Source organism: Vibrio sp. SG41-7 (assembly GCF_014164465.1).
Lineage (GTDB): Bacteria > Pseudomonadota > Gammaproteobacteria > Enterobacterales > Vibrionaceae > Vibrio > Vibrio splendidus.
In genome coordinates, this window is the sequence record NZ_JACJFF010000049.1 from 1 (window position 1) to 18,440 (window position 18,440).

16 protein-coding genes and 1 pseudogene are annotated in these 18,440 nt (G+C 44.0%); 8 read left to right on the forward strand and 9 right to left on the reverse strand.

The window, feature by feature from the left end; all coding sequences use genetic code 11:
• Positions 1 to 122: 122 nt before the first annotated feature.
• Positions 123 to 326 (forward strand): annotated as a pseudogene (locus tag H5300_RS14090) (transposase); the annotation flags it as partial.
• Positions 327 to 330: 4 nt separating this feature from the next.
• Here the strand turns inward: H5300_RS14090 and H5300_RS14095 are convergent.
• Genes H5300_RS14095 through H5300_RS14105 form a run of 3 tightly spaced genes read right to left on the reverse strand, consistent with a single transcriptional unit; the run spans position 331 to position 3,339 of the window.
• Positions 331 to 1,491, reverse strand: a complete 1,161-nt coding sequence (locus tag H5300_RS14095) for an MFS transporter (protein ID WP_182796213.1) — start codon at positions 1,489 to 1,491, stop codon at positions 331 to 333.
• 13 nt (positions 1,492 to 1,504) lie between these two features.
• The gene (locus tag H5300_RS14100) at positions 1,505 to 2,395 is read right to left on the reverse strand and encodes a nucleoside hydrolase (RefSeq protein ID WP_182796214.1); all 891 of its coding nucleotides are present in this window, start codon (positions 2,393 to 2,395) and stop codon (positions 1,505 to 1,507) included.
• 2 nt (positions 2,396 to 2,397) lie between these two features.
• The gene (locus H5300_RS14105) at positions 2,398 to 3,339 is read right to left on the reverse strand and encodes a ribokinase (RefSeq protein ID WP_182796215.1); all 942 of its coding nucleotides are present in this window, start codon (positions 3,337 to 3,339) and stop codon (positions 2,398 to 2,400) included.
• 280 nt (positions 3,340 to 3,619) lie between these two features.
• Between H5300_RS14105 and H5300_RS14110 the strand changes: the two genes are divergently transcribed.
• On the forward strand, positions 3,620 to 4,543 hold the full coding sequence (locus H5300_RS14110; protein WP_182796216.1) for a LysR family transcriptional regulator: 924 nt from the start codon (positions 3,620 to 3,622) through the stop codon (positions 4,541 to 4,543).
• A gap of 250 nt (positions 4,544 to 4,793) precedes the next feature.
• Here the strand turns inward: H5300_RS14110 and H5300_RS14115 are convergent, their stop codons facing one another.
• Positions 4,794 to 6,698, reverse strand: coding sequence for a bifunctional UDP-sugar hydrolase/5'-nucleotidase (locus H5300_RS14115; protein ID WP_182796217.1), 1,905 nt, complete (start codon positions 6,696 to 6,698; stop codon positions 4,794 to 4,796).
• Between the two features lie 371 nt (positions 6,699 to 7,069).
• Here H5300_RS14115 and H5300_RS14120 point away from each other — a divergent pair, with 371 nt between their 5' ends.
• The 3 genes from H5300_RS14120 (at position 7,070) to H5300_RS14130 (ending at position 9,920) form a co-directional block, all read left to right on the forward strand.
• Positions 7,070 to 7,912 (forward strand): ABC transporter ATP-binding protein, encoded by an 843-nt coding sequence (locus H5300_RS14120; RefSeq protein ID WP_182796218.1) that lies wholly within the window; start codon positions 7,070 to 7,072, stop codon positions 7,910 to 7,912.
• The gene (locus H5300_RS14125) at positions 7,909 to 8,871 is read left to right on the forward strand and encodes an ABC transporter substrate-binding protein (RefSeq protein ID WP_182796219.1); all 963 of its coding nucleotides are present in this window, start codon (positions 7,909 to 7,911) and stop codon (positions 8,869 to 8,871) included. Before H5300_RS14120 ends, H5300_RS14125 begins: the two co-directional genes overlap by 4 nt.
• A gap of 101 nt (positions 8,872 to 8,972) precedes the next feature.
• Positions 8,973 to 9,920 carry an iron ABC transporter permease gene (locus H5300_RS14130; RefSeq protein ID WP_182796234.1) on the forward strand — a complete coding sequence of 316 codons (948 nt, stop codon included), beginning with the start codon at positions 8,973 to 8,975 and terminating at the stop codon, positions 9,918 to 9,920.
• A gap of 21 nt (positions 9,921 to 9,941) precedes the next feature.
• On the opposite strand, the gene H5300_RS14135 is transcribed toward H5300_RS14130, so the two are convergent.
• Complete coding sequence (locus H5300_RS14135) at positions 9,942 to 10,931, reverse strand: zinc-dependent alcohol dehydrogenase family protein (RefSeq protein ID WP_182796220.1); 990 nt, start codon at positions 10,929 to 10,931, stop codon at positions 9,942 to 9,944.
• Positions 10,932 to 11,127: 196 nt separating this feature from the next.
• Here H5300_RS14135 and H5300_RS14140 point away from each other — a divergent pair, with 196 nt between their 5' ends.
• Entirely contained in the window at positions 11,128 to 11,403 is a 276-nt protein-coding gene (locus H5300_RS14140) for a hypothetical protein (protein ID WP_009845795.1), read from the forward strand.
• Positions 11,404 to 11,433: 30 nt separating this feature from the next.
• Positions 11,434 to 12,645 carry a radical SAM protein gene (locus H5300_RS14145; RefSeq protein ID WP_182796221.1) on the forward strand — a complete coding sequence of 404 codons (1,212 nt, stop codon included), beginning with the start codon at positions 11,434 to 11,436 and terminating at the stop codon, positions 12,643 to 12,645.
• Between the two features lie 146 nt (positions 12,646 to 12,791).
• On the opposite strand, the gene H5300_RS14150 is transcribed toward H5300_RS14145, so the two are convergent.
• Both H5300_RS14150 and H5300_RS14155 read right to left on the reverse strand, forming a co-directional pair.
• A complete protein-coding gene (locus tag H5300_RS14150; RefSeq protein ID WP_017081414.1) occupies positions 12,792 to 13,133 on the reverse strand; it encodes a hypothetical protein in 342 nt (113 codons plus the stop codon).
• 107 nt (positions 13,134 to 13,240) lie between these two features.
• The gene (locus tag H5300_RS14155; protein WP_182796222.1) at positions 13,241 to 14,029 is read right to left on the reverse strand and encodes a phytanoyl-CoA dioxygenase family protein; all 789 of its coding nucleotides are present in this window, start codon (positions 14,027 to 14,029) and stop codon (positions 13,241 to 13,243) included.
• A gap of 582 nt (positions 14,030 to 14,611) precedes the next feature.
• Between H5300_RS14155 and H5300_RS14160 the strand changes: the two genes are divergently transcribed.
• On the forward strand, positions 14,612 to 15,802 hold the full coding sequence (locus H5300_RS14160; protein ID WP_182796223.1) for a GGDEF domain-containing protein: 1,191 nt from the start codon (positions 14,612 to 14,614) through the stop codon (positions 15,800 to 15,802).
• Here the strand turns inward: H5300_RS14160 and H5300_RS14165 are convergent.
• A complete protein-coding gene (locus tag H5300_RS14165; protein ID WP_182796224.1) occupies positions 15,777 to 16,670 on the reverse strand; it encodes a DMT family transporter in 894 nt (297 codons plus the stop codon). The genes H5300_RS14160 and H5300_RS14165 overlap by 26 nt on opposite strands.
• A gap of 185 nt (positions 16,671 to 16,855) precedes the next feature.
• The gene (locus tag H5300_RS14170) at positions 16,856 to 18,187 is read right to left on the reverse strand and encodes an MFS transporter (protein ID WP_182796225.1); all 1,332 of its coding nucleotides are present in this window, start codon (positions 18,185 to 18,187) and stop codon (positions 16,856 to 16,858) included.
• Positions 18,188 to 18,440 lie beyond the last annotated feature (253 nt).

Here is an 18,440-nt window from a genome sequence, read left to right on the forward strand (position 1 = left end):
TCTTTTTGCTCACTGGCGAATAGGTATGAAAGGATCGATGGTTTAATGGGAGCGGTATGAGTCGAGAGGCTCACGTACCGTTCTGCGAGGGGCTGCAGGGGAAGTTCCTGCGGTCTACTTTCCTCACAATGAATGAAGATGCTTGCCAGATATACAAAGATCATGGTGCTGAGAATTTATCATGCTTGCGCCACATGAGCTTGAACATGCTCCGTGAAGAACCCACCAAGCTAAGCATAGTGGGGAAGCAAAAGCGATGTATGATGAATACGTCTATGCTAGAGGCAGTATTAAGTGCTGGCTTTAGTCAGATGGCGAAAAACTAGGCACTCATGCGGTCGCCCTGGTTACAATACCGGATAGGCCCATACCAAGCTTCTGACAGAATGAAATTGCACCCATCGAAATGCCTGATGAATCAATACCTGTTTTCTTTTTACCATAGTCGCTTACCTCAGAAATCAGTGCCCAGAAAATTGGGGTATTGAGATCAGTTAGGAAACAGTAAAGGAAGTAACAAATAACAGCAGCAACGAACTCGCCTTGGCCGACTAAGAAGTAGATCGACAAGCCCATGAGTGCTGAGGCGTACATCGATACGCGGAACACCTGAATCTTACAAAAATGTTTGGTCAGTTTTTTTGACACGATTGCGGCAAGGATGCCACCGACTGACCACATCCCTAGGAAAACGGAAATTTGTACACCAAAACTTGCGCCAGCGTATTCTGTCCCGTAGATAAAGGCGATGTTGCCACGTACCAAGAAGGCAAGCATAAGTGTGATGCAAGCAGAGCACAGCACGATCCATTGGTCGTTTCTAACTAAGCTTTTTAGCTGTTGTTTAACGGGTACAGTGTTTGGCTCTATCTCGATGTGTTCACGAGTTGTGAATGCACAAAATAGAAGACATGCTGCGCCAATCGTGCCAAGAATAGCAAACGAAGTTACATAGCCTTGTACCTGATCCGTTTGTGATGTCACCCAGAATGGAACCAATGATGTACACATTAGCGTTGCCGTTTTCGCCATTGTGAAGCGCCACGAATTTGCTGTAATACGCTCGTCTGGATTATCCGTCACTACACCAATCATTGAGATGTAAGGAATTGTCACCATAGTGAACATCAACGTATTGAATATATAAGTGCCGTACGCCCAAATGAGCTTCATTTCATAAGTGTCACCAATCGTGGTGAACATCAGGTACATCGAGACACCCATAGGGATTGCAGCAAAGCCAATCCAATGGCGATAGTGACCCCAACGCGACTTGTAACGGTTCGTTGCCCAGCCCATTGCCGGGTCGGTTACCGCATCAATAATACGAACCAGTAGCAGTAGCCAACCTGCATCAACAGGGGTTAAACCAACAATTTGAACGTGGAATGCGTAAATCAGCATACCTGCAGATATCATGGATAGGTTGATTGCAGAATCACCTGAACCAAAGCCAATCTTCTCTAAGACCGACATTCTATTTAAAGCCATAATGACCTCACCTTTAATTTAGAAACACGTTATTTAGGAAAAATTTAATAAATCGAGAATAATTTAAATTCTTTGCGATTAAACAGTTGGGGTTACTTGGTGTTCTGCCCCAAATTCCATCTTCAGTACACACCGTCATTCCGGTTGTGTATTCGCCTTTTAATTCGACATGAACTTGTTCTTGGTTATATTCAATATCGCTTTCTTCGAGCAGAGCAAATACAGTAAGAGGGTCGTGGAGAATTGGAGTGAATCCTGTTTTATCAAACCAAGCATCACAACTTTCGATTAGAATCTTTTTCAATTCTGTATTGGCATTATTTTGAGCCTGAGATAAATAATCACCATCGAAATGACATTTAGTTGTAACATCCAAACCAACCGCACGAATATCAATGCCAGAGTTAAAAACAATATCGGCAGCTTCGGGATCGCAGATAATGTTCCATTCATTGACATGTCGGTAATAACATCCTCCCATTAAAACCAATTCATCAATATTTTTAATTAACTCTGAGTGTTCTTTTATTAGTGTTGCAATATTGGTTAATGGACCAATGGCAACAATGGTTAGTTTTTCCTGTGAGAGAGCATCAGCCATGAACTCGACAGCATGCTCGGTTTCGATAGGCTGGCTATCCATTTTTCCTTGGTACTGGCAGGGGATTTCTTCGTCATCGTTTTCTTCGCCATTAATACGATGTTCACACCCAGCATAGACTGGGATGTCTTCTCGACCTGCTAGCTGAAGCACACGCTTTGCCATTTTGGCTCTTAGGCGCGTGTTCTTGAATACTGTTGTCACACCCACAAGATTGAGCTGCTCTGTCGATAAAGCGAGACCTAATGCCAAAATATCGTCAGCATCATCGCCGATATCAGTATCAATAATAATGTTGCGCATTGTTACTTCCTTACAGTCGCAAGCTTTGCTTCTACTTGCGTCATGGAAGGCATGTTCGCAGCCCCTTCATTCTCTACTGAACACGATGCAAAGGCTGTCGCAAAGCTAATTGATTCCGTTAAGGATTTACCCAGAGATAAGGATGCCGCGAGTGAACCATTAAACGCATCTCCCGCACCACTGGTGTCTATCACCTCAGCGGGGTACGACAAAAAGCGCTTAAATTCATTACCGTCATAAGCTAGACACCCATTGCCGCCCAAGGTAATGATGACGTTGGTTGCCCCCATACGATGAATAAAACGCGCTGCTTGTTCTGCTGTCTCAATATCATGAATCACAATACCGCTTAGCTCAGAGGCTTCGGTTTCATTGGGGGTAATCACATCTACTAGTGGGACTAAGGTATGGACCTGCTCATGATAAGGCGCTGGATTTAGGATGGTGGTTTTAGCCTGCTCTTTTGCCTTACGCAACACTGCCGCAACCGCTTCAATATTGTTTTCCAATTGCACAAGGACGACGGAAGTTTGCTCTATTTGCGGAGTGAGGTTTTCAATGTCCGCATCACTCACCTTCAGATTTGCCCCCAGGTCCAACACAATGCAGTTATCTTTTTCACGCTCAGAAACCGTGATCAACGCAACACCTGTCGGTGAATGGTAGGTTTCAGCTAACGTGAGAGAGGCAAACTGTTGCCTTTCTAGGTGCTGCTTAGCTCGTTTAGCAAAGTCATCATGACCAATTTTGGCAAAGAAGTGCGTGTCTTTTGTTACTTGTCTACATGCGGTGGCTTGGTTTGCCCCTTTGCCACCAGAAAGAAACTTTTTAGATAGGATACGTACTGTTTCTCCCTTTTGAGGGAATGAAGCCACTCGCGAGACAATATCAAGGTTGTAAGAGCCTGCGACAAATACACCTTTATGGTTTGATGAAATATCCATGATTAACGCCTGTTCAAGATTACGTGGTGGCAGTATCTAGAATTCACGCAAGCTGGTATATCTCAAAAAAAGTACTTATTATGCTGTTACTCGGCATAATCCTATTGTTATTACTCCTTAATAACAGAGGTTTTTGGTCTAATTAGTAAACAGCCTGTTATTATTGGTAAAAATATCCTTATTAAACAGGTAATTAAATTTTGTGACCTCTTTACTCATTTTTTCTATCAGAGTATGGGCACATCGTGTACAGCTCGTGATAAAGATCACAGAGGAAACCATGCTAGATCACTCATCAAAGATCACACTTAAGATGCTCCGCTACTTTTTTCAAGTTGCCACGGACAAACACTTCGGCAATGCAGCAAAAAAACTGCACATCTCCAACTCACCATTAAGTGCTCAGATTAAAGAGCTAGAACGAATTATTGGTAGCCCGCTATTTATCCGTGATACACGAACCGTTGAGCTGACTAATACTGGCCAGCTTCTTTTTGAGGAGTGTCAGACAATCTTCAGAGTTTTAGATACATCTGTGCGCAAGGTGATCGAGCAGGGAAGAAATGAAAACAAATCGCTAAATGTCGGACTCATCAGCTCGTTCTTTTGGGCTGGGCTGGGGGATGCGCTGCGCAGTTTTAAAGATGCTTACCCTGATTACGATTTTCAGATCTTTGAGATGACCCCAGAAGAGCAGAAATCGAGCATAGATAAACATAAGATTGATATCGGTTTGGTTCGATTTGCCGACACCATCAATACAACGCCATTGACCGCTGAAAAAATGGTTGATGATGAAATGTGCGTGGTGGTTGCCAACAACCATGCCTTTAAAGACAGAAAAATGATCTCGATTGATGAGCTAAAAGATGAGCAGTTTATCTTTATGCAAAGGCAGGACTCGGCATCATCCAAGTTGATTGTCGATACCTTTATGACACATGGGCATCATATCCATATTGCTCAAGAGGTTTATGAGCCAAACACACTGGTTTCAATTGTGGCAAGTAGTAATCTAGTCTCAATAGTTCCAACTAGTTTCAGCTATCACCGTTGGAGCAATGTACATTTTATTAAGCTCAGAGAAAAGTTACCGGCTCACTTGTGTGCTTTGTATCTTGACAAGAATGATAATGTTGTATTGACAGCTTTCTTCGAGCATGTGACTAATGAATTAATTCGATTTAAAAAACATAGAAGGTAACTATTGGTGATTAGTATCCAACAATACTGGGCACCAAGTTTGGCAATTCTCCATACTTGTAGTTATCCGTAATACGCTAAATTGGCAAATGCGCTAACAAGCTTTTGTCCAGCTATGAGTTAGCCTTTGTGGCTCATTCACCAATATCAACCGTTTTACTCAGTACAGATGTAATGTTGGAAGATGGGAACGACAACGACCTAACCACGCTCTAAGCGTCGTTAAGTCGTTATTGGTTTGAGGGTAGGGGTTAATTGAGCGCTTCAATCAGAGTGATTTCGCGTTTGATTTGCTTACTCTCTTGCTCAGTCGCCTGCGCCAGTTTCTTTTCGCGTGTGGTTATGGCTGCTTGTTTAGCTTCGTCAGATGTGAACATCAGTTCTTTCACGTTGATAGAAGCGATGTTTGTGTAGCGGCCATCATCACTGGTCGGGATTGATATGGTTTCATCATTAATCAACGACTTCACTATCTCTCGTTGTTCATTGTAACGGCTCTCTAAACCAGAAAGTGCCCATCGCTGCTGAGTTTTACCTTCATACTGACCGTTCTTTTCTTCTTTAAGATACTTGATAGTCATGTTACGGATCGTGCCTGCTTCTTCTCCATACTCTGCTTCCGTATCAAAGAGTACAGGGAACGATTCACCTTCTAGCACGCCGCCTTTCTTGGTTAGATGACCCATTCGATAGCTATTCATACCAATACGGATTTCTGTTTGATCAGTAACCGGTGTGCCATCAGCAAACGCGAGGTTGGTGATGCGTGTACCTGCAGGCTGAGTAAGGTCGATGGTATAAGTCACGCCCGCGAAGAAGTCATTGGTCGAGTATTTTGATGCTCTGCGTTCAGGGTTAAAGCTGTAGGTCACATCACCGGGTTGCACTGAGTTGAAGTAGCCCGCAGACCATTCCATGTAGGTTCTTAACTCTTTGCCTGTCATCTGGTAGACAGTGATTTCGCCACCTGCGTATTGGTAGTTGTACGCGATGTCTTTGGCTTTGATTGGGCCAACACCAAGCTCTGCATTGTCGTTGTCTATTTGAAGTGCGATGACATTGGCCTTGGGTGCATAGAAGAAGCTCGCTTCTTGGTATAGCGCACTGATGCCTGTGTCTTGAACGTGGACTTGAGGGATACCGCGGATTTCGTTTTCTGGGACTAAATCAACGCCGGTAAGCTGAGCGACAGGTCTATTCGCCATTTCTCGGAGTTGTTTGTGATAAGGCTGGTATAAGTCGTCCATATTCTCATCAGAATCTATGCCTTTAATTTTATAAGTGAAACTGTCTTTGTTGACGAGAGTGAATGTGCCATCGCGCTCTTCAAATTGAAGATCGATACGAGATAGGGCGCGGCCATATTTGTCGGGCTCAGTAATAATAACGCCGTTCACAACGGCCTTATCGATGCGAGTGTGCATGTGACCAGCGACGATGGCATCAAGCTCTGGGTTTGCATTGGCAATGTCGGTGACACCGGTGTCGGCAATGTCATTCTCGTTCTCAATCCCCATATGGGCAACCAATACGATGGCATCCACTTTATCATCAATTTCTTTGACGATTTTCTTCACTTCCAAGGTTGGATTAGTGAAAGTGACGCCTTCTAAACGGTTTGTACCTTGCGCAAAGACCTCTGTCATTGGGGTATCCATTCCGATCACGCCGATCTTAATACCACCTCGTTCTAGAATGGTGTAACCCGGTAAGAATGGGTTTCCGTTTTTGTTCTTAATGTTGCCACCGAGAGACTGCCCTTTAAATTGGGTAACGGCTCTGTTGAGGGTTTTGAGGCCAAAATCGAATTCGTGGTTACCTAAAACCCACACATCGTATTTCATGTGATTAAAGCCAAGCATCATTGGATCAACGGGCTCGTCTTTGAAGGTTTCGACGAAGTTGCCTTGGATGGTGTCGCCAGCGTCGACAAGGATAATGTTAGATTGCTCTTTGCGGATCTCACCAACTTTGGTCGCGATTTGGCTCAAGCTACCACGAGTGTTGAGTTTATCTGCCGCGTAATCCCACGCCATAAAATGACCATGGATATCTGAAGTACCCAGTATCGTGACATCGTGTATGTCGCCATCAGCTGCAAAGGTGGGAAAGGCTAGAGAGAGTAGGATGGCGCTTGATAGTAGGTGTCTTTTCATAAGTATGTTCACATCGTGGTTTTAAGTATGACGCTACCATATAGAATCGAGATTACCTTATGGGTGATCAGTGTCATATTTCTAATGATATAACTCATTGATGTTTCAAATAAATGTGACTCATGACCACCTCGTAACCACTTAAGTTATGGAGAAACGCATTACAACTCTTTGCTGCGTTCTCAAAACTCAATTCCTTGAATCAAACTTTCTAAGCGAATCACTTTTCTTAAACACGACTGTCTTTATTTAAGGTGATTGGATTATCCCGCCATTCCCATTAGTTCTTAGAGCGGTCTTAATATTTCTATTAATAACTATACCTTTAATTTATTGTTATGTTATAACATAACAATAAATGTTGTTTTTGGATGTTCGGTGGGAATTTGAATAAACCTGTATTGTCTGTGCGCGGGCTCTGCGCTGATGGCTTGGCGAACTGGAGAGCCGTCTCCGACGTGACATTTGATGTGAACGATGGTGAATGCGTTGCCATCATTGGCCCCAATGGAGGTGGAAAGTCCAGTTTGCTGAAAGGCATTACAGGCGAATATAAAACCGTCGCGGGTGAGTTGATGTTGTCTGGTATTGCGCTTGGAAGCCTTGAGCGGCAGCAGATAGCCAAGCAAGTCGCGGTGGTTACTCAACATGAGCATGTTGATCCTCGTTTGAGTGTTGCTGAGTATGTTGGCTTAGGCCGAACTCCTCATACGTTTTGTTGTAGCGCCAAAGAGCACAAACGAGCGGTTCAGCAGGCGATGCAAGATGTTGGGCTGATTCACAAAAGCCAGCGGTGCTTTGGTGAGCTATCCGGTGGTGAGCAGCAACGTGCAAGTATTGCTCGCGCCTTTGCACAAGAGCCGAGGCTTTTACTCTTAGATGAACCCACAAACCACCTTGATCCTCTCGCTCGTCTTGAACTTCTGAGCCTAATTAAACAACGTGGCATTGCGTCTGTTGTGGTGTTGCACGATTTACCTTTGGTCGCGCCATTCGCCGATAAAGTCCTGTTGATGTCAGGCCAAAAGATGGTGGCGTTCTCAGCCCCAGAGGCGGTGATGCAAGACCGATACATGATCCCTGTTTTTGGATTGCGTGTTCTCACGTTCAATCATCCTAATCTGTGCAGCACCATCCATCATTTTGAAGCTGCATCAACTCACTCAACTCACTTAACTCTCTCTAATCACTCTTTAATAGGAGCAGCCCAATGAAGTGGCCTGTAATTTCCAGTCTTTTGTTTCTTTTACCTTTCTCTTTTGCGCATGCGACAAGCACTCAATACCCAGTGACGGTTGATAACTGTGGGAGCCCACTGACCATTGAAAAGCGCCCCTCGCGTGCGGTTATACACGACATCAATATGACCGAGATGGCGTTTGCTCTTGGTCTTCAAAAGGAGATGGTGGGCGTTACGGGTATTACAGGGTGGTACAAGATGTCGAGTTCGTTTGAAGAACGTTTAGGTGATATTCCTGAGCTCGCACCTAAGTATCCTTCATTAGAAACATTGATTGCTGCTGATGCTGACTTCTTTTTCGCTGGCTGGAATTATGGAATGAAAGTGGGCGGTGAAGTGACGCCTCAAACACTGAAGCCATACGGGATTGATACCTTGGTACTTTCTGAAAGCTGTATTCATACCCAAAGTCAAAAGGAAGGCGCGACAATGGATCTGCTTTATGGCGACATGCAAAAGCTAGGCGTTATTTTCGACAAGCAAGCAGAAGCCGAGGCTTTGGTAAGCAGCTGGAAAGAGAGAGTTGAAAAAGTAGCAGAAAAGCAGAAAGCATCAGGTAAGCCGAGTCCAAAAGTGTTCTTGTTTGATTCGGGTGAAGATAAGCCTTTCACCGCCGGTAAGTACGGAATGCCAAACGCAATGATTGAAGCTGCTGGTGGCCAAAATATCACTGGTAGCATGGAAGCAAGTTGGGCTCGAACCTCTTGGGAGAATGTCGCTCGTGAAAACCCAGATGTGATTATCCTTCTGGATTACCAATCGGCGAGTGGTGCCGATTCGTTGCAACGTTTCCTCGAAGCCCATCCGTTAATGAAATACACCAATGCGGTAACTTCTGGTCGCTATGTCAAACTGCGTTATGAGCAACTCACCCCTGGGCCTGCCAATATCGATGCCATTGAGAAACTTGCAGAGGCGTTCGTTTCTGAGTGATCGGGAAGGTTGTTATATGAAAGCTTGTTATTGATAAGAGTAGTAGTCCTTTGATTTTATTTGATAAATATCGAGCAGCATGGCTAACAGGTATCACTGCCATGCTGCTCGCCTTCATGATGAGTTTACAATTTGGCTCAGTCCCTTTGTCTTTTAAGGAAGTGATTGTAGGGCTGAGCTCTTTCACTGATCCAACGCCGGATATGACCAGTCGAATACTGATCGATCTAAGGTTACCTAGAGCATTGTTAGCGGTTATCGCGGGTGCAGGGCTGGCGATGGTTGGGGCGTTGCTTCAAACCTCGACACGAAATGATCTGGCGGATCCGTTTCTGTTTGGCTTGTCATCTGGCGCATCTGCTGGTGCGGTGTTGGTGATCACCAAAGTGGGAGACGCTCTGGGTGTTTGGTCACTGCCACTGGCTGCATTCTCGGGTGGTATTGTGTCGGCGACCGCTGTTCTGATTCTGTTTTCGATGCAGAAGAAAAAGGGCAATGACAACTTGATCTTGTGTGGTTTGGCGATCTCATTTCTATTCGGCGCCATCACGAGTTTTTTGATCTATTCAGGCGACCAGAGAGCGGCGAGTTCGATTTTGTTCTGGACGATGGGAGGCTTAGGACTCGCGCGTTGGGATAATTTGATTTTTGCCTTGGCGGGCGTGTTATGTCTGATCGCGTTAATTTTCAAGCGTTATCGCGAGCTTGATACTTTGTTGGTGAGTGAACAGACGACAAGCTCATTGGGGATCAATGTGCACCGCCTACAAAGCGAGATTTTTCTTTGTTGTGCGTTTTGCACTGCTTCGATTGTATCGATGACCGGAGTGGTCGGTTTTATTGGCTTGATGGTACCCCACTTAGTTCGACCATTTTCAGGTGTCACTCACAAGCGAGCTCTGCCTTTGGTTGCCTTATGGGGCGCGGTGCTTTTACTGTTTGGGGATGTGATTAGCCGAACCATATTAGCGCCACAAGAACTGCCAGTAGGTATTGTGACCGCAGCGATTGGCGGGTTATTCGTTCTGTATCTTGTTTGGCGTAAATAGTGTGTGCTCAATTCCACCAAACTATACAGGCAGCAAGATGATCTTGCCGTTCAAGCGTGTGGTTTTCGATTCAATGAGATCAATCGCGGTTTGCACTTCATCGAATGGCAGATAGCGGTCAACGTCGAGTTGAATGTCGTTTGTGATGAAGTGATCTAGCATGGTCGTGAACTTATCACGGCGAACATCTTTACCTTCCGCTTCCTCCCAATAACGTAAGAAGAAGGTTTTGAAATCAATGTCTTGGCTTTTCGCGTATTCGAAGAAGCGAGGCTCGTAAAAATCCAACGACAGCGTCCCATAGTTGATAAAACGCCCTTTGTTGCCAAGGGTGTGAATAAGATCGGTTCCGGGTGAGCCGCCAATCGCATCAAAGGCAACGGTTGGCATCGGCAAGCCTAACGCCTTAATTTGAGAAGCTAAATCGTCGTTTGCATCTAACACCAAACTGGAAGTGGCTAGGCATTGTTCCGGCTGTGATGTAACGACAATGATTTTGAAGCCGAGTGATGCTGATAACTGGGAGAAGATCTTACCGATGGCAGAGCTGCCTGCGTTGATGATCAACACATCTTCTTGGGTCAGCTTAGCCACTTCTGTCGTCAACACCCATGCAGTTAGCGCATTAATGTACAACTGACAGGCGTAGCCATTGTCTAAATGCTGAGGAATTTGGAACAGGTCATCTGGTGATACATCGACATAGTTCTGCCATGTTCCACTGCTTGCCACAAGCACGCGCTGATTCACTGAAAACTCAGCACTGCAGGATTCTACAACCCTTCCTACCGCTTCAAATCCCGGCACTCTCGGCGGCTGGTGGCTATGTTTGTATTGGCCCACACCATAAATCGACAACAGATCACTAGGGTTGATGTTAGTCGCTTCAATTTGTACGCGAACTTTATCTTTGTCTAGTGCCCCTAAAGCGACATGTTCTAACTTGAGAGATTCTTTTGGCTGACCGAAACGGAACTGGCTAATTCGGGTATTTTGCTTAGTGTCAGTCATAGTTCGGGCACCTTTATGGATTATGAGTACTGCATTGATTTTAAGTGTAGCGTGTTCATAAACAATCTTGGGTCGCTAATATTGCTCAACGTCGATGTTGTTGGCAATCGATTGTTCAAATTGAAATTAGTTAACCAAAAGTTGACCAACACCTATCTACAATGATTCCTAGTTTAATAACTGGGAGTTAAGAAAGATGAACGTGCCTGAAGTAATGTCTAAGTGGAAAACATTGCTGGCTCTGACCATGGCCTTGTTTGCTCTTAAGTTTCATCTACTTCTGATCTGGGGGCTATTTTGCTGGTTTTGGGGATGGGAAAATCTTCGTGCAAAAGAAGCCTTCTTTGTTGAACGTATTGAGCTAAAAGAACATCCAGTTTTGTTTACCTTGATCATCATCAGTTGGTTTGTGATGGGAGGGGTATATTTCTATATGGACAATAGAGTCTTTGAGTTTTTTAGCTCTTTGTAGCAAAGCAAAATTTAATAATTAGGATACGTTATGAAAATCTATTTAATTAAAGCGTCTGCTGGCAGCGATTACTCAAAATACAAAGCCTCTACGGGGGGACCTCCACAAAACATCTTTGCCGCCGCTGCTGCGACACCAAAGTGGTACAAGTTAGATATGGTTGATGAGACCATAGGTGCAAAAGCCGACCTTTATAATGATGCTGATTTGGTGGTGATATTTATGTCGACTCCAGATGCTTATCGGGCTTATGAGCTAGCTTCTAAATATAAGAAAAAAGGCAAAACAGTCATACTCGGGGGGTTACATACTCAGTTTAACCCTTTAGAAGCGGCAGTATATGCGGATTGTTTGGCGATGGGAGAAGTTGAGAACTACTGGGTTCAGTTACTCCGTGACGCAGAGTTTGGTTCGCTACAGCCTATTTATGAAAGCTCCGAGCCTGTCGATCTCAGTATGCTCAATCCATACCCAACGAATATCATCAATCCTGAAGCGTACAATTATACATGGTCAGTAGTTGTGACAAGAGGTTGCCCATTTAAATGTAACTTCTGTTTAGTGCCAAGGTTCTTTGATAAGTTCCAGAAAAGGCCAATCGAAAATATCGTCAGCGAGTTAGCGAATCTCAAGACATTAGGTCTTGAGTGGGTTGAGTTACACTCCGACAATCTCACTCATGACCGTGAATATGCTTTGGCACTATTTAAAGCCATTGAGCCGCTTAACATGAGCTTCTATGGGGAAACGACAGTCTTAATTGCTCGTGACACCGAATTGCTTAGTGCTGCGGTGAAGTCAGGGTTCAAAGCTGTATTATTAGGCATAGAAACGCCATCTGAAGAGGCTTTAAAGGCTCAGAAAAAAGGCTTTGTGAAACCATCTAAAATGAAAGAGTACATCGCTGAGATAAGATCTCATGGTATTGAAGTATGGGGAGATTTTTTGTTCGGTTTTGATGAACATGACACTTCTATCTTCAAACAAACGCAGAAGTTCGTCGAAGATATCAAGGTTGATAAGGTGATCCCACACTACATGATTCCGTTTCCCGGTTCGGAGTCTTTTAATCAGCTAGAGCGTGAAGGGCGACTTCTTACTAAAGATTGGTCCAAGTACGATGGTAGCCATCCGGTTTATCAGCCCAGTCGTATGAGCGTTGAAGAGCTAGAGGAAGGCTTGTATTGGATTTGGAGAAAGAATGCGAGCTTGAAAGAACGAGTTTTTGCATGGTTCAATTAAAATTTGTTCTGGATACATGGAATGAAAATCGCGAAGGTTCATAAATAAGTTTTACTATTCGGAATCCCTGACTGAGTCAGTACACTTTAAAGGCTCCATGTGGAGCCTTTGTATCAAGTCTTTGACGTAGCGGTGAAACCTCGCGATCAAAAGCCATAGCTTTGTTTGATTGGATCGCAGACTAGCTTATATTTAGCATCCGCAGCTTCTTTGCCGGCAAATTCTAACATCGCTTCTGAATAACCCATTGCAGTGCCGAACTCTTCCATTATATAAGGATCTTCTTTGACACTCACTGTGCGATCTTTCGATAGCTCGACAATAAACTTAGCGTAATCTTGGTCTTTATCTAAGCCTGCCGCCCAACCAAAACAGTGAGCCGCATCTTGCTTAGGGAATTCGTTAAAATCTTCACCATTCACTTCGGCTAAAGCAGCACCCGAAACAAGTGCTGTAAGTAGTGACATGCTAGTAATTAATTTTTTCATATTGCTTATCTCGAATATTGAATATGAAGGTATCTTATTGCGAGCGCTATGAAATAAATGTGAACATATTTGTTATTATTTTCAAGTCATGTAACTGTTTTAATCTCTTACGAGCAAAGCATTGATTTTAAGTGTAGCGTGTTCATAAACAGTCTAGGATCGGTAATCTTGTTCAACATTGATGGAGTTGGTAAGCAATCGTCATCGACGTAGTCGACATAATCGGCCGCAGAATCAAAGATCAAGATATCCAAGGCCAAACGATCCAATCCGTATCTACCTCGATGGATCATATCCGCTGAAAAAACCAATAAGTCACCGGCGGCTAATGGTATCTGCTTACCACCAGAGATGTCATCGCTGCTCACTTTGCCGTTTTCTTCTTGGCGAACATTGTACTCTTCTTCGTTGTCCCAACGCTTGTGTGTGCCAGGGATAAGTTCCATACCTGGCTCATCAAAAATGGGCACTCGCAGATGCAATACCTGGGTTTCCATGATGACTTTCATCTGGTCATCAATGTCGTAGTCGTATTGACAGTCACGATGCCAGAAGTCTTTTTGTTGCGGATTTACCGGGTTGAAGAACAGCTGTGTATTCATGAATGCTGGTTTGTTTGGAATCACCGCATCAACCACGTCCATCACTTGCTTCGAGCTGATGAAGTCGAAAAGCACGCTTCTATCGTCGGCGAGCAAATATTCGCTTCCCGTAATTAAAGACGAGTTAAATGCTTCTTCTTTATAGAATTCTTCGTTGTCTGCTTTCCATGATTCATGGAATTTCAGCACGACTTTTCTAAGCGATGCAATTTGAGCTTCATCGAAATAATTTCTGATAACAAAGTAACCATGTTCGTCGTAACGGTCACTTAATTGTTGGCTGTTTTCTACCACTGATTACCTTCGTTCATTCTTTTCTGTGCAATAACTAGGGGCTGTTGACCTTTCGTGGTTAAATTTTGTTCGGATGGGGACGCCTAGTCAAAATCGTTTTAGGCGCGGCGAAGAGTATGTAGCCTAGTCATTCTAAGCAAATATTCTTCAACAAAGCATAAAACGATTTTAGCCGAACCCTTCGGGCAGCTCTTGTGGTTCATTTCTACTGCGTTATCGGCTTTTCATGTAGGCCAGCTACACGTCAAAGCCTCTTCCTTGTATAAATTTTCCACAAGATGCTGCAAAACCCAGCTCGAAAGGTCAACAGCCCCTAGAGATTTCTTGGGCGCATAATGCCAGACAGTCGTCATTCAACCAAGTAACGAGTGCAGAAGCCTGTAGATTTCGTGATGCTATGAAGCCATGTGTGGACGAGTTTTACATGCCTATCCAGATCATGGACTCATGCGACAAGAATCTCTGCATATGTGATCTATCCCTTATTTTATAAAATATAAAGATTCATATGGTTAATGTTTTTGTGGTTTGTATGATTATTAACCATGTTGAGGTTTGGTTGCGTATGGAAGATAGAAAATCATGGATGGTTTTTCGCTGGATATGAGAACACTTAATTTTATTATTATTTTGTTCTCTTTCATTTACTGTATTGGCTTATTGTTATTTCAATTCACTCAACAGCCAATTAAAGGGCTCTCAATCTTTTCCATTTCAATATTTGTTATCGGAACTGGGCCGTTGATGTTGAGCCTAAGAGGGGAGTTCCCTGATTGGGTCACTGTTATTGGTGCCAATATGGTCATTGCGCTTGGTTTTCATCTTGCCTTGTATAGCTTATGTCTGTTTCGAGAATACTCTCTCAAATGCACCTACCTCAGTAGTCTAATGATGTTGGCTCTTTTGCCATGTTTTATTTACTTCACGTTCTATGAGCCTTCCATCAAGGCTCGAATTATCCTCATTAGTTTATATCTGGCTTTTGTGACTCTTTGCACTGCCTTTGCGGTATTAAAGGGCCGGCGTGATGACTTGACTCTAGGTATTCGGATGATGGCCTTGTCATTTACGATATATGGCGGGTTTATGGTTTTTCGAGTCGTGGTGACACTATTCTCCGCTGAGCTCCAGGATTTCATGGCGGCCACGCTCATTCATCAACTTGCCTTTTTAGTGAGCATCGTTCTTATTGTGTCGATGAGCTTTACAATGCTTTGGCTGATTAATGCAAGGTTGCTTAGTTCTATTCACGAACTGTCCTACAGCGATCCTCTAACGGTACTGGGAAACCGCAGAGCATTAGATGAGATAGTTCCAGTTATCATGAAGCAGGCGGAGACTGCGCCTGTCAGTGCCATTATGATGGATATTGATAACTTTAAGTCGATTAATGACCAACACGGACACATTGTGGGTGACCTCGTGATCAAGTCTTTTGCTGAAATGGTTCAAAGTGCGATAAAAACATCACCCAAAGCCAGTGCGTTTCGTTTTGGCGGAGACGAGATAATGATTTTATTGCCCAATGTTAATTTCCTACAAGCACAGGCTATTGCTTGTAAGCTGCGATTGTCTATTTCAGAGATCTCAGCAGTGCAAGGAAATGAGATGTTTCTGACGTCGAGTTTTGGTGTTGCTCAGCTTCACCCACATGAGAGTTGGAATGGGTTTATTAGCCGAGCCGACAAAGCGTTATATCAAGCGAAAACAAACGGTCGCAATATGACTTCAATTTGTCCTAGTCATATTAACCAACTCGCCACTGCCACATAACCAATACTGCTGCGATAGAAAGCAAGATGAGCGCAAGAATGTCTTTGCGCGCGATGCTTTGCCCTAACCAGAAGTAGGATATTAACACCATGAAGATCACTTCGACTTGTCCAAGCGTCTTTACGTACGGCACGGCTTGAAGCGACATCGCGCTAAACCAACCCAGAGAACCGATAACACTCGCTAAGCTTGTCATGATGACCAGTTTAGATTTCTTGAATATCTGGCGCAGCGTGTCTCGCTCTCTGAAAAAGAGATACGTACAGATAATGCATGTCTGAAGAGTTATCACCAGAAACAGCACCCAAGCAGCGCTGTGAGGGAAGGGCAGCCCTATGCTCAAGCTTGCTTCACGTACCCAAAGAGACGTTAAAGCAAAAGCGGTACTACACGCCATACCTAACAAAAATACTTTCGGAGACAAGCTTCGCCAACCAGAAGAACTACTCATGATTAGTACGCCTAACGTGCCAATAAGCACGCCGACCCAACCTGTTAGTGTCAAAGCAGTACCAAAAAACAATACGGATAACACAGCAGATACGGGGGCTTCACACTTGGCTAAGCCTGCTCCTATCGCATAGTTTTCGAGCTTAAATAACATCACCATTAAACCCGTCGCGAGGATCTGCATAATGGCTGCTGCAATAATGTAGAAAACAAACTCACCCGAAAAATCAGGTGTGGATACTGGCTTCCATTGATAGAGGGCGCACAGATAAATTAAGGCGATTGGGCCTGCCCAGATAAAACGCGCCAGCGTCACACCAGCAACACTCATGGTGCCACTTAACTTGCTTTGAAAGGCATTGCGCCAAGATTGGCTAAAGGCGGCAAGGAGAGTAAAGGCTATCCAACTAAATGACATGACGCTTCCGTGTGTTATATAAAATTATGATTATATTAACAAATTTAACCAATAGAAGAAGGGGCTTGTTTGTTTATTGAGCGTCCATTTTCAGGCGGTAGTCTATTTGGGTAAATCAGAACTTTGTGCGAGCTAACCTTTGAAGAGTTAGCTCATTGAACTTCAACACAATATAGCTAGCCGCCTCAAAAAATGGGCTCTTTTCGGTTCTTGAAATAGAACAGTGCGCTTATCGAAATGAACAGTAAGGTGAAGTAATAGAAAAACGAAGACAGTGAGGCCAAGAAGGCAAGGTTCTGCTCTATTTCTTGTTCGGTGTAGCCCAGAGACACCAACTTATAGTAGTAAGCGTACAAAATGCCGATCAGCCCATATCCGAGATTAAACATCAGGCCTTTAAAGCTGAGGACTGTGGCTCTGTTGTGCGATTCGGTCTTTTTATTCAGGTGGTAGCTAATGAAAATGTTCATCGTCATGATGATAAAAATCAGCACTAGTGCTGGAATTACCCCGTAAATCGACCAACCTAAACTGATCCAGTAATAAGTCGCCATGCTTGCTAAACCCATGACCAAAGTGAAGGTTTTAGGCTCAATGCTCTCTGCTAATCTTCGGCTTTGCCCTGCCAATATAATCTTAAGCAAGCTGATACCCGCACCAATAAAACCAAAGTAGATAATAGGAATATCAATGGCCAGATAGTATTGGCTGTTCATGGTTAGGAACATGCGTGAGGTGTGTTCGAATAGGCTGTAGTAGAGCAAGATGAACAGCACGTAAGGCGTAGCAAATACCCACTTACCCGCATCGATCGTCAATTTAAGACTTGAGATGGTGGTTGCCAATTTGGTTTGGTCGCTTGGCATCACCTTTTTCTCTTCGCGCATATTAATCGCGGCATAGATAGCGATCATCGCTACAAATAGGGTGGCGAACACAGGAATACGCATCAGATCTTTAGTGCTTTCTGGTTCGGCTAGTCCAAGGAAATGAAAGATGTTCGTCATAAAATTTACGTCGTACATCGCCGCACCAATTAGTGTGACAAAGATACCGACCGTTGAGGCGACACGAAGCTGGATTTGCAGCACTCGCGGCCACAACTCTTCATTGCCTTGTTCTTTTAAGGTGTCGTAAGCCAATGCCTCGTCGGCGCCGCTGGCCAGTGCCATCGCTAAGCCACTGAGAATCCGGTTAATCAGAAAGACAATGAACACCAAGTCGGGGTTGCCGGTTGGTACTAGCGCGATCATTGCGATCTCAACAAACATCACAATCGAAGACAACACCACCAGTTTCTTGCGGCCCAAGGTGTCGGCGAACGCGCCCGACGGCACTTCAGCAAGTACAATAGTGGCTGCCCAAACTACATTGAGCATCGCGAATTGAGAAAGGGTTAGCCCGTAATCTAAATAGAGTAGGGTGAATATAGGGTAGTAAAAACGCGCAAAGTAGCTGCTTCGAAACATTAAGAAGTAGCGGACATTGGGAATGTTAAGGATCTCTTTGAGCGTCATGATAATTTCAGTATTTTAGATAACACATCATTATGTATAACCCTTTTACTCTTTTAAATCATGGAATTGTTGCCAAATCCCTAAAATATCTGATTTAGGTGATCTTCGAGTTCATGGTTCATAGTGGGTTATAGGTTTCTGTTCTTCAAATCACTTCCCCCCATTCATTTAGTTTGTGCTGCTCGTTTCAGCTTGTTCGACTGATTTTGGTGCAAGATCGAACTTCTACAACGTCGCTCTCGCATTTATATCT

What these genes read in the sequence shown, in the direction of transcription:
- H5300_RS14135 (WP_182796220.1), bottom strand. Translation starts at nt 10,931, where the DNA reads ATGACTGACACTAAGCAAAATACCCGAATTAGCCAGTTCCGTTTCGGT.
- H5300_RS14100 (WP_182796214.1), bottom strand. Translation starts at nt 2,395, where the DNA reads ATGCGCAACATTATTATTGATACTGATATCGGCGATGATGCTGACGAT.
- H5300_RS14125 (WP_182796219.1), top strand. Translation starts at nt 7,909, where the DNA reads ATGAAGTGGCCTGTAATTTCCAGTCTTTTGTTTCTTTTACCTTTCTCT.
- H5300_RS14120 (WP_182796218.1), top strand. Translation starts at nt 7,070, where the DNA reads ATGTTCGGTGGGAATTTGAATAAACCTGTATTGTCTGTGCGCGGGCTC.
- H5300_RS14150 (WP_017081414.1), bottom strand. Translation starts at nt 13,133, where the DNA reads ATGAAAAAATTAATTACTAGCATGTCACTACTTACAGCACTTGTTTCG.
- H5300_RS14130 (WP_182796234.1), top strand. Translation starts at nt 8,973, where the DNA reads ATGCTGCTCGCCTTCATGATGAGTTTACAATTTGGCTCAGTCCCTTTG.
- H5300_RS14105 (WP_182796215.1), bottom strand. Translation starts at nt 3,339, where the DNA reads ATGGATATTTCATCAAACCATAAAGGTGTATTTGTCGCAGGCTCTTAC.
- H5300_RS14170 (WP_182796225.1), bottom strand. Translation starts at nt 18,187, where the DNA reads ATGACGCTCAAAGAGATCCTTAACATTCCCAATGTCCGCTACTTCTTA.
- H5300_RS14140 (WP_009845795.1), top strand. Translation starts at nt 11,128, where the DNA reads ATGAACGTGCCTGAAGTAATGTCTAAGTGGAAAACATTGCTGGCTCTG.
- H5300_RS14165 (WP_182796224.1), bottom strand. Translation starts at nt 16,670, where the DNA reads ATGTCATTTAGTTGGATAGCCTTTACTCTCCTTGCCGCCTTTAGCCAA.
- H5300_RS14115 (WP_182796217.1), bottom strand. Translation starts at nt 6,698, where the DNA reads ATGAAAAGACACCTACTATCAAGCGCCATCCTACTCTCTCTAGCCTTT.
- H5300_RS14095 (WP_182796213.1), bottom strand. Translation starts at nt 1,491, where the DNA reads ATGGCTTTAAATAGAATGTCGGTCTTAGAGAAGATTGGCTTTGGTTCA.
- H5300_RS14160 (WP_182796223.1), top strand. Translation starts at nt 14,612, where the DNA reads ATGGATGGTTTTTCGCTGGATATGAGAACACTTAATTTTATTATTATT.
- H5300_RS14145 (WP_182796221.1), top strand. Translation starts at nt 11,434, where the DNA reads ATGAAAATCTATTTAATTAAAGCGTCTGCTGGCAGCGATTACTCAAAA.
- H5300_RS14110 (WP_182796216.1), top strand. Translation starts at nt 3,620, where the DNA reads ATGCTAGATCACTCATCAAAGATCACACTTAAGATGCTCCGCTACTTT.